Genomic DNA, 10,034 nt, shown 5'->3' with positions numbered 1-10,034 from the left:
CAGGAAACCTGAAACTGTCTGGCCGCTGAAGATGATAAAAAACCGGGAGAAATATCTGCCACATCTGAAAGACTGACAGTGAGTAGGCCGGGTAAGGCGTAGCCGCCACCCGGCAAAAATGCGGGCATGATAGCTAAATGGGCTTGTTATCCCCCGGTGGCGCTGCGCTTACCGGGGCTACGGGTCCTCAGCCGCCTGAAGGAGGGGGCCTGGTATTCATCAATTTCCAGGTCAGGTAAGGCGTTAACTGCCACCTGACAGGAATACGGGCATAATAGCAAAAACTCGCCCGTTATCCCCCGGTGGCGCTGCGCTTACCGGGGCTACAGGTCCTCAGCCGCCTGAAGGCGGGGAGCCCGGTATTTATGGGTTTCCAGGTCAGGTAAGGCGCCAGCCGCCACCTGACAGGAATGCGGGCATGACAGCTAAATGGGCTTGTTATTCCCCGGTGGCGCTGCGCTTACCGGGGCTACGGGTTCTCAGCCGCCTGAAGGAGGGGGGCCTGGTATTCATCAATTTCCAGGTCAGGTAAGGCGTTAACCGCCACCTGACAGGAATTCGGGCATGGTAGCTAAAATTTGCCTGCCATCCCCCGGTGGCGCGGCGCTACCCGACCCGCGCCCCTCGCTGCATTACCTGAAAAAGACCTGACGTCACTCACCAAACACCACCTGCGCCCAGCGGGCCAGCCCGGCGGTTACCGAACCAAAATCATCGCCACCGGCAACGGGAATTCCCGGCAGGTGGGCCGCCAGCGCCTGTTTAATCAGCGGAGAACGGGCGCTGCCGCCGGTCAGGTAAATGACATCCGGTTTGTCATTGCCGTTATCCAGCGCCAGCTGAACTTGCTCCATAATACGGGCCAACGGCTGACTCAGGGCGGCTTCCAGCCCCTGCTGACTAATGGCTGTCGCCAGATCTTCGCTGATAAAGGGGAGGCCAGTCGTAACGCTCGGCTGTGCGGAAAGGGCGATTTTGCTCTCTTCCGCGCTACGCACCAGACGATAGCTCAGACGCTGGCGCCAGACCTTCAGCAGCAGCGCGACCTTCTCGCTATCGCGGGCGCTGCGCAGCAAATCGTTCAGCAAGCGGCCATTGGCGGCGCTGTAAAAATCAGTCTGCGCTGGTACGTCGTTAATCGCCACCGCGTTCCACCACGGCAGAATTGGCAGCGCGATACCTTTTTCGCTGTCGCCGCCCATCCCCAGCAGCGGCATCAGGCATTTAAACGCCAGCGCGATATCCAGGTCGTTACCGCCGACGCGGCAGCCGCTGTGGCCAAGCAGGCTTTGCTGGCGATCGGCCTTTTGCCGCCACGGCGGCCCCATCAGCAACAACGAGCAGTCGGTGGTGCCGCCGCCGATATCGACAACCAGAACGCGTTTTTCCTCCGTGAGGGTCGCTTCGAAATCCAGCCCGGCGGCCACCGGTTCAAACTGGAACACCACGTCGCGAAATCCGGCGCGCTTTGCCGCACGTTCCAGTATCCCCTGAGCCTGCGCATTGGCCACATCGCCGCCGAGCCCCTGGAAATTTATCGGTCGCCCGATAACCGCCTGGTCGATAGTTTCCGTCAGCTGCGTTTGTGCCTGCAGCTTAATATGCAGCATCATGGCGCAGACTAAATCTTCGAACAACGCCACCTGCTGAGGCTTGAGCCCGCTGGCGCCGAGGAACGATTTTGGCGACTTGATAAAGTAGACCTCTTCCGGGTCATCAATGTACTGATGCAGAGAGGCGAGGCCAAACTGCACGCTATGACTGAGTACGTCGATATCTTCATCGCGGTTGTAACTGATGGCGCGCCGCAGCAGCGCCTGGTTCTCATCACCGTGGGTCGGGACGTTATGATGGCGATAAAGCCATTCGCTGACCGCTTCGCGCGTGGGGGCTGAAAGCATTGATGGCAGCAAGGCACTGCCATTCTCCAGCGTCAGCAGTTGCGGCGTATTTTCGCGCATTACCGCCACTGAACAGTTGGCGGTACCGTAGTCAAAACCAATAAACATAGCCTGCAAAATCCCCATGCCGGTGAAGAAGGGGGGCGACTTTAGCGGATTGGCGCGACAGCGACAACTGGAATTTAAAAGCAAGGCACCTCTGGCGCGAAACCGCTATCATTGACGTGCAGAAAAAGGAGCAATGATGACGCTGTTACCCTGGCACTCTCCCTATGACTGGCGGTGGATGTTTCGTTTTCTTGGCGCCCGTGCGGTGCAGGGCGTTGAAACCTTTACCGACGGGCGCTACATCCGCAGCTTCGCCCTGAAGGGGCATGCGGGGCTGATTACCGTCGTCCCGGATGACGCCGCGCAGGGGATGCGGGTGACGCTTTCCGCGGGATTACAGCCGGTAAAGGACCAATGCCTGGCGCGGATTGGGCGCTTGTTTGATTTATCCTGCGAGCCGCAGCAGATTGTCACGACGCTGGGTCCGCTTGCGCAGAACGGGCCGGGGTTGCGCCTGCCTGGCTCCCTCGATGCTTTTGAACAAGCGGTTCGCGCGGTACTGGGGCAACTGGTCAGCGTGGCGATGGCGGCCAGGCTGACCGGCAAAGTGGTGGCGCTTTGCGGCCAGCCGCTGCCCGATGCGCCCGGTTTTTCTCTGTTTCCGCGACCGCAACAGCTGGCAGCGACCGATCCGCTGGCGTTGAAGGCGCTGGGGATGCCCCTACGGCGCGCGCAGGCGCTGATTCATCTGGCGCAGGCAGCCATCAGCGGCGACCTGCCGTTGGTCGCGCCGGATAATATTGAGGCCGGAATAAAGCAGTTACAGACGCTACCCGGTATTGGCCGCTGGACGGCGAACTATTTCGCGCTACGCGGCTGGCAGGCGCGGGATATCTTTCTGGCCGATGATTATCTGATTAAACAGCGTTTCCCCGGCATGACGCCAACGCGGATTGCGCGCTATGCCAGCCGTTGGCAGCCGTGGCGTTCCTATGCATTGCTGCATATATGGTATAGCGAAGGCTGGCTGCCGGAGGCGGAATAGGACCGGGCTGCGTTGCCTGCCACACGGCGGTTTACAGGATGAAACCTATAGCACTGGTATCAACGCGCTGAAATCCCTATAATTGCGGCGTTTGGCGGTTAACCGCCACCCTTCATATACGCAAAATCATTCAAGATGCGCCCCAGGCGCGTTAGCGTTTTGAACCGCGCTGGCCCCGAAAATGTGAGGCGGCAAGCGGTGTAACGCGGCGGGGACGTGAGCCCCGGAACTGACGAACGTCAGGGAACTGAGCGAGCAACGCCGCCGACAACAAGGCAGCTTGAACGGTCGAGTGTATACATTTCCAGGTTAATCAGGTCGCAAAAAAGTTATGACTGATACGTCTCATCAGTGCGTCATCATAGGCATCGCCGGCGCATCGGCTTCGGGCAAAAGCCTTATCGCCAGTACGCTTTATCGTGAATTACGTGAACAGGTCGGCGATGAACATATCGGCGTTATTCCGGAAGACAGTTATTATAAGGATCAAGGTCATCTGTCGATGGAAGAGCGGGTAAAAACCAACTACGATCACCCCAGTTCGATGGATCACAGCCTGCTGTTGCAGCATTTACAGATGCTGAAGAACGGCGAGCCGATTGAACTGCCGGTATATAGCTACGTTGAGCATACCCGAATGCCGGAAACCATCCATATTGAGCCGAAGAAAGTGATCATCCTTGAAGGGATCCTCCTGCTGACCGACGCCCGCCTGCGCAATGAACTCAGCTTCTCTATTTTTGTCGATACCCCGCTGGATATCTGCCTGATGCGCCGTATCAAGCGCGACGTGAACGAGCGCGGGCGTTCAATGGATTCGGTGATGGCGCAGTATCAGAAAACGGTGCGCCCGATGTTCCTGCAGTTTATCGACCCGTCCAAGCAGTATGCGGATATTATTGTGCCGCGCGGCGGTAAGAACCGCATTGCTATCGATATTCTGAAGGCCAAAATCAGTCAGTTCTTTGAATAACCCCAACGAATTGTGTAACGTGCAAAGAGAAGACAACCTGCCCTTATCCCCGGAAGGCGTAAGGGCGCAATGCCTTAAAGGAGAACGTTCATGCGTCTGTGCGACCGAGATATAGAAGCCTGGTTGGATGAAGGGCGGCTGGCGATTAATCCGCGCCCGCCGGTTGAGCGCATTAATGGCGCGACGGTCGATGTGCGTCTGGGGAATAAATTCCGCACCTTTCGCGGCCATACGGCGGGCTTTATTGACCTGAGCGGGCCGAAAACGGAAGTGAGCGCCGCGCTGGATCGCGTAATGAGCGAGGAGATCGTCCTGCAGGATGGCGACGCGTTTTTCCTGCATCCGGGCGAGCTGGCGCTGGCGGTGACGTTTGAATCGGTGACGCTACCGGCGGATCTGGTCGGCTGGCTCGATGGCCGTTCTTCGCTGGCGCGGCTGGGGTTAATGGTGCATGTGACCGCCCACCGTATCGATCCTGGCTGGTCCGGCTGTATTGTGCTGGAGTTCTATAATTCAGGTAAGCTGCCGCTGGCGTTGCGCCCGGGAATGCTTATCGGGGCGTTAAGCTTTGAACCTTTATCCGGCCCGGCGGCGCGGCCTTATAACCGCCGCGAAGACGCTAAATACCGCGACCAGCAGGGTGCGGTGGCGAGTCGTATCGACAAGGATTGATAATTTTAGTGGTTTGCTGAGGATGTCATGAGACGAATTCTGACCACGCTGATGATCTTGCTGACGGTGGTTGTCGCCGGTCTTACCGCGCTGGTATTGCTGGTTAATCCCAACGATTTTCGCGCCTATATGATTAAAGAGGTGGCGAATCGTAGCGGCTACCAGCTGGCGCTGGATGGCCCCTTGCGCTGGCACGTCTGGCCGCAGCTCAGCATCCTCTCAGGCCGTATGACGTTGACCGCGCCCGGCGCCGAAGAGCCGATCGTGCGTGCGGATAATATGCGCCTTGACGTCGCGCTGTTCCCGCTGATTACCCATCAGTTGCAGGTAAAGCAGGTGATGCTGAAAGGCGCGGTTATCCAGTTGACATCCAAAACCGCAGCCGTGCGCAGCCAGGATGCGCCGGTGGTCCCGCATGAAAATACGCTGCCGCAGGCGCCTGAGGATCGCGGCTGGTCGTACGATGTCCGGCAATTGCAGGTTGTCGATAGCGTGCTCTTCTTTCAGCATGAAGATGGCGAACAGGTTACGGTGCGAGATATCCATCTGCAGATGGAGCAGGATGAAAACCATCGTGCCGGGCTTGAATTTTCAGGGCGGATTAACCGCGATCAGCGGGATCTGGCGCTCTCTTTATCCGCGCAGATTCAGGGCGGGGATTATCCTCACTCCCTGAAAGCGGAGATTTCGCAGCTAGACTGGCAACTGCGTGGAGCGGAACTGCCTGCGGAAGGGATTAACGGCCAGGGTAGCATGCAGGTAAGCTGGCTGGAGGATGCCAAAAAGCTTAGCTTCGACAAGCTGAATTTATCGGCTAACGGCACGACGCTTGCCGGGAATGCCAGCGTCGTGCTGGGGGCGCAGCCCGACTGGACGCTGAACCTGCAGGCGGGGACGCTGAACCTTGACCGTCTCCTCAGCCATACCTCAGCGGCCAGGGATAACGGCGTTAATCAGCAAGGGCAAAATCTGAGCCCGCCGTTACGTCCGGTGATCGCGGATAGCGGTATGCAGCAGGATTATAATGCCCTGCGTGGTTTTAATGCCCGCATGACCCTGAAGGCCGATCAGTTACAGTGGCGGGGCATGCATTTTACGCAGGTGAATGGCGATATTCGCAATCAGCAGGGGCTGCTGACGATCGCGAAGCTACAGGGGAATCTGGATGGCGGACGGCTGTCGTTGCCCGGTTCTCTGGATGCCCGCGGCGGGACGCCGCAAGCGTCGTTTCAGCCGCAGCTGGACAATGTTGAGATCGGTTCGATTCTGCGGGCCTTTAACTATTCGCTAAACCTTAGCGGCAAACTCTCTCTGAACGGCGAGTTCTCTGGCGAGAAGATTGATGCCGATGATTTCCGCCGCAACTGGCGGGGAGAGGCGCAAATTCAGATGACGGATACCCGCGCGGAAGGGCTCAACTTCCAGCAACTGGTGCAGCAGGCTATTGCGCGCAGCGCTAATCTCCAGACGGAGGATAACGTCGGTGATAACGCCACCCGGCTGGATACGTTTAACACCTCTCTGGCGCTGGCGAAGGGCGTGGTCACCTTAAGTCATATGCAGGGGCAATCCGCGCTGCTGGCGTTGACGGGGCAGGGTGAGCTTAACCTGCTGAAAGAAGCATGCGATATGCGCTTCAACGTGCAGGTGCTCGGCGGCTGGAAAGGGGAGAGCAAGCTGATTGAGCGGCTCAGACAGACCGCGATCCCGCTGCGTATTTATGGCAACTGGCAGGCGATGAACTACAGTCTGCAGGTTGACCAGATTCTGCGGAAACAGCTGCAGGATGAAGCGAAAAAGCGGCTTAATGAGTGGGTCGAGCGCAATAAAAATAGCCGGGACAGCAAGGATGTGAAGACGCTTCTGGATAAGCTGTAAGCGCGTCAACGCGCGTTATGCCGGCATTCCGGTTCGCCGGGCCCGGCAACAGACGGGCACGGTAGCAACATCAGGCCCGGTGATTTGTAGGCCGGGCAATCACCGTTTATCGGCAATCTGATTCTTTGGTAGAGATGTCTTCTCTATACCAACGCCTTGGGGATCAGCACCAGAGCCATTTCTTCGGCCAGAGCTGTGAGTTCGTTATTAACGTCTGTTGATATTGAGGCCGGTTCGGAATCGACAGTCACGTCGAGATCGCGAATATCTACGCGATCTCCAAACAACATAATGGCTTTATCGCCATGCTGTTTAGAAGGCCACTGGATTCCGTGGGCCTCAGGATTATCATTATGGATTTTTTCGGCCCATTTACGCGTTTCCGGGTAATTATCCGCGGAGGACCCGAGTAAATCGCCCTGCGTGATGCCAACTCTCTTCATAAACCGGGGATTGAGGTCAACAAGTTGAATATCTTTTTTGGCGGAAATCTGGCTTCGGGCAAGGTTGTCGAGAGTGGACAGCTCCACAGGCGCGTCTTCGCAGGGAATGGGGAGATCGTGTAACACCGTTTCCATTAGGGCGACAGGCAGGGTTTCCCCACCATATAATGTAGGGATGTTGCTGCCTTCGCTTTTAATAATTGGGCTGAACCTGCCTTTCCCTTTTCCTGGATTAAACTCTGTCGCGCCAAACTGTGATGAATGGATTCGTTCAATGGTTTTTCCTTTTGGCCAGGTTGTCAGCCTGGTCGAAAGATTATCAGTTTCTTTGGGGGTTTTGATTTTTTTAACCATGAACAGGCCCTTCCTTAGCCCTTAATGCGGCTTCCAATACCTGCTCTGGTGCTGAGATCAGGAGATCTTTGGGTTTTTTATTACCCAACCAACTGTTAGGGGTGCCAAACCAAACGGCCAGCGACCAGGCTGTTTTTGTTTCCCCGAACAGCGCTATAATCTTTCTCATCTGTGGCAGGGGCTGCCCGCCAATATCCAGCGCATATGCTGGATACAGGTCCCTCCCTTCCGATGTTATGGCGAAAATCTTTCCTGTCCGTTTCCAGCGATTGGGTAACCCACTGGGGTTTTTCACACTGGCGCTGGCCCCTCCCCGGCGTGAAACTTCCTGAGCAGGGAGCCATTCGCTATCATCCAGGATGTTCTTTTTAAGTTTCTCCAGACGTTCTGTATTAGTTGTGCCTGCGTTCTTTTGTCTGCCTTTGGCCTTAGCCTGTGCCGAAGCCGTTTTGTTTTGTGCAGTCGTGGGAAGTTGGCTCAACCCTGTTACCGCATGGAGAGCGGCTTCAAGTGCAATTTTAAAGGCGACGTCATTAATTGATGGGGGGTGTTTCAGTACATAGTACCGGTCTTCCTGTCCATCATGAAGATCCGGCACCGTAATAGTAACGTCGGCATGCCCGTCATGAGTCTTAACATACGAAATATTGCCTTCCGGGACTGCAATGATTTCAAAATCAGCGTCTTTGCCTCGTGTGATCATGATCTGATTCCTCGCCGTAGCTTAACCATATATCGTATATACCCTAAATAATTCGAGTTGCTTAAAGATGGTAAGGGAGTGAGTCCCCGGGAGCATAGATAGCAATGTGACTGGGGCGAATGAGCGAAACCAACACATAAGCAACCTGGAGTATGACGAGTATATATACAATATATTCGATATTCCGCTAGTACGCCATGTGCAGAAGGTTCTGTTACATCGGATTATCGATTTTTTGGCAAAGTGTGGTGGGTTTACACTACCCGCTTGCGCGGGCCTGCGGTAAATTGGCAGAACATTGAGATCGTCGCTTTTGTAGGCCGGGCAAGGCGTTAGCCGCCGCCCGGCGTAATCAGACTGGCGCAATAGCTAAAACAGGTTTGCCACCCGTCGTCGTCCGCAAGATTCTTACGCTGCCTCTCCGGCGGCATTACACATCATAATCCAGCTCTGCTTCTTCCTGCACCGGCGGGACTATCTGGACTTTTTGCACCCGATGGCTTTCAACCTGCAACGTGCGCAGAACATATCCGTCAATTACCACCTCTTCGCCCTCCTGCGGGACATGCTGCAGATACTCCATCAGCAGACCGGCAACCGTGTGGTACTCGCGTTTTTCATCCAGCGGCAGAGGAACGTACTGAACTAAATCCTCCAGCGGCATATGGCCATTGACCGTCCAGCTGCCGTCGCTGTTGCTGTGAATATCATGGCGGGCATCAATCTCTTCCGCTTCATTAGGCATATTACCGGCGATGGTTTCCATCACGTCGCTGAGAGTCACAATTCCCTCAACGGAGCCAAATTCATCGACGACAAAGGCAAAGTGGGTTCTGGCGTTGCGGAACTGCTCCAGTGCCGGCAGCAGCGGCAGCGTTTCCGGGAATACCAGCGGCTGGCGAATCAGGGCCTTGAGATTGAGCGGCTGGTTATGGAGCGACTGCTGCAGCAGGTCGATAATATGCACGACGCCGAGCATATCATCATCGTCATTACCGCCGGTGACCACCAGACGGGTATGCTGATTTTTATCCAGCAGGGCGCGGATCTCTTCTTCCGGGGCGCTGAGGTTAATGTGTTCAATATCATGACGCGAGGTCATGATGCTGCTGACCGTACGTTGATTGAGATTCAGTACCCGCTCAATCATCCGCCGTTCCTGAGGGTTAAACAGCGGGGTGTCGTCATGCTCCGCAACCAGCGAGGCGCTGTCGCTGTCCAGCTCATTATTGTCCTTACGTCCGCTTAACAGATTCATCACCGCTTCGGTAGTTCTTTGCCGCAGCGTCATATTGGCGGAAAGAAAGCGACGGCGGTTGAAAATCGCCAGTTGGTTAAAGGATTCAATCATCACCGAGAAGCCGATTGCCGCGTACAGGTATCCTTTTGGAATCGGGAAGCCAAAGCCTTCGGCTATCAGGCTAAAGCCAATCATTAACAGGAAACTCAGACAGAGAATAACGATCGTCGGGTGACTGTTCACAAAGCGGGTGAGGGCTTTGCTGGCCATCAGCATCAGGCTAATGGCAATGATCACCGCGGCCATCATCACCGCCAGATGGTCAACCATGCCGACGGCGGTAATCACCGAGTCGAGTGAGAAAATGGCGTCAAGCACCACGATTTGCGCGACCACGCCCCAGAATTTCGCCCCTCTGCGCTGGGTGGGGTTATCGCTGTCCTTCCCTTCCAGCCGCTCGTTAAGCTCAACCGTCGCTTTGAACAGCAGGAATAAACCGCCGAACAGCATGATCAGATCCCGGGCACTAAAGCTCAAATCATGCCAGGTCAACAGCGGTTTGGTGAGCGTGACCAGCCAGGAGATAGATGCCAGCAGCAGCAGGCGCATCACCATTGCCAGTAGCAGGCCGGTTATCCGTGCCCGGTCGCGCTGCGCAGGGGGGAGTTTTTCCGCGAGAATGGCGATAAAGACCAGGTTATCAATACCGAGTACCAGTTCGATGACGACGAGCGTTATGAGACCTGCCCAGATTGAGGGGTCGGCAATCCATTCCAT

Annotated in this window: 8 protein-coding genes; 4 read left to right on the top strand and 4 right to left on the bottom strand. The window is 56.0% G+C overall.

Annotation, left to right across the window (positions count from 1 at the left end; all coding sequences use genetic code 11):
- Positions 1-653: 653 nt before the first annotated feature.
- Positions 654-2,009: a molecular chaperone gene (gene yegD / locus FN037_RS24080; RefSeq protein ID WP_138359896.1), complete on the bottom strand. Its 1,356-nt coding sequence runs from the start codon at positions 2,007-2,009 to the stop codon at positions 654-656.
- 136 nt (positions 2,010-2,145) lie between these two features.
- On the opposite strand from yegD, the gene alkA reads away from it, so the two are divergent.
- The 4 genes from alkA (at position 2,146) to asmA (ending at position 6,517) form a co-directional block, all read left to right on the top strand.
- The gene (gene alkA, locus FN037_RS24075) at positions 2,146-2,994 is read left to right on the top strand and encodes a DNA-3-methyladenine glycosylase 2 (RefSeq protein ID WP_142503331.1); all 849 of its coding nucleotides are present in this window, start codon (positions 2,146-2,148) and stop codon (positions 2,992-2,994) included.
- 331 nt (positions 2,995-3,325) lie between these two features.
- On the top strand, positions 3,326-3,967 hold the full coding sequence (udk, locus tag FN037_RS24070; protein ID WP_138359895.1) for a uridine kinase: 642 nt from the start codon (positions 3,326-3,328) through the stop codon (positions 3,965-3,967).
- 90 nt (positions 3,968-4,057) lie between these two features.
- Positions 4,058-4,639 carry a dCTP deaminase gene (gene dcd / locus FN037_RS24065; RefSeq protein WP_138359894.1) on the top strand — a complete coding sequence of 194 codons (582 nt, stop codon included), beginning with the start codon at positions 4,058-4,060 and terminating at the stop codon, positions 4,637-4,639.
- Between the two features lie 27 nt (positions 4,640-4,666).
- Positions 4,667-6,517: an outer membrane assembly protein AsmA gene (gene asmA / locus FN037_RS24060; protein ID WP_142503330.1), complete on the top strand. Its 1,851-nt coding sequence runs from the start codon at positions 4,667-4,669 to the stop codon at positions 6,515-6,517.
- Between the two features lie 143 nt (positions 6,518-6,660).
- On the opposite strand, the gene FN037_RS24055 is transcribed toward asmA, so the two are convergent.
- The 3 genes from FN037_RS24055 to FN037_RS24045 form a co-directional block, all read right to left on the bottom strand.
- Positions 6,661-7,314, bottom strand: a complete 654-nt coding sequence (locus FN037_RS24055; RefSeq protein ID WP_142503329.1) for an RES family NAD+ phosphorylase — start codon at positions 7,312-7,314, stop codon at positions 6,661-6,663.
- Positions 7,307-8,017 carry a DUF2384 domain-containing protein gene (locus tag FN037_RS24050; protein WP_142503328.1) on the bottom strand — a complete coding sequence of 237 codons (711 nt, stop codon included), beginning with the start codon at positions 8,015-8,017 and terminating at the stop codon, positions 7,307-7,309. The genes FN037_RS24055 and FN037_RS24050 overlap by 8 nt, the downstream gene beginning before the upstream one ends.
- 430 nt (positions 8,018-8,447) lie before the next feature.
- A complete protein-coding gene (locus FN037_RS24045) occupies positions 8,448-10,034 on the bottom strand; it encodes a TerC family protein (protein ID WP_138359890.1) in 1,587 nt (528 codons plus the stop codon).

The sequence above is a fragment of the Klebsiella sp. 2680 genome (assembly GCF_900198535.1).
GTDB lineage: Bacteria > Pseudomonadota > Gammaproteobacteria > Enterobacterales > Enterobacteriaceae > Klebsiella > Klebsiella indica.
The sequence above is the reverse complement of the archived record's forward strand: the minus strand, read 5'-3'. Positions and strand labels throughout refer to the sequence as shown.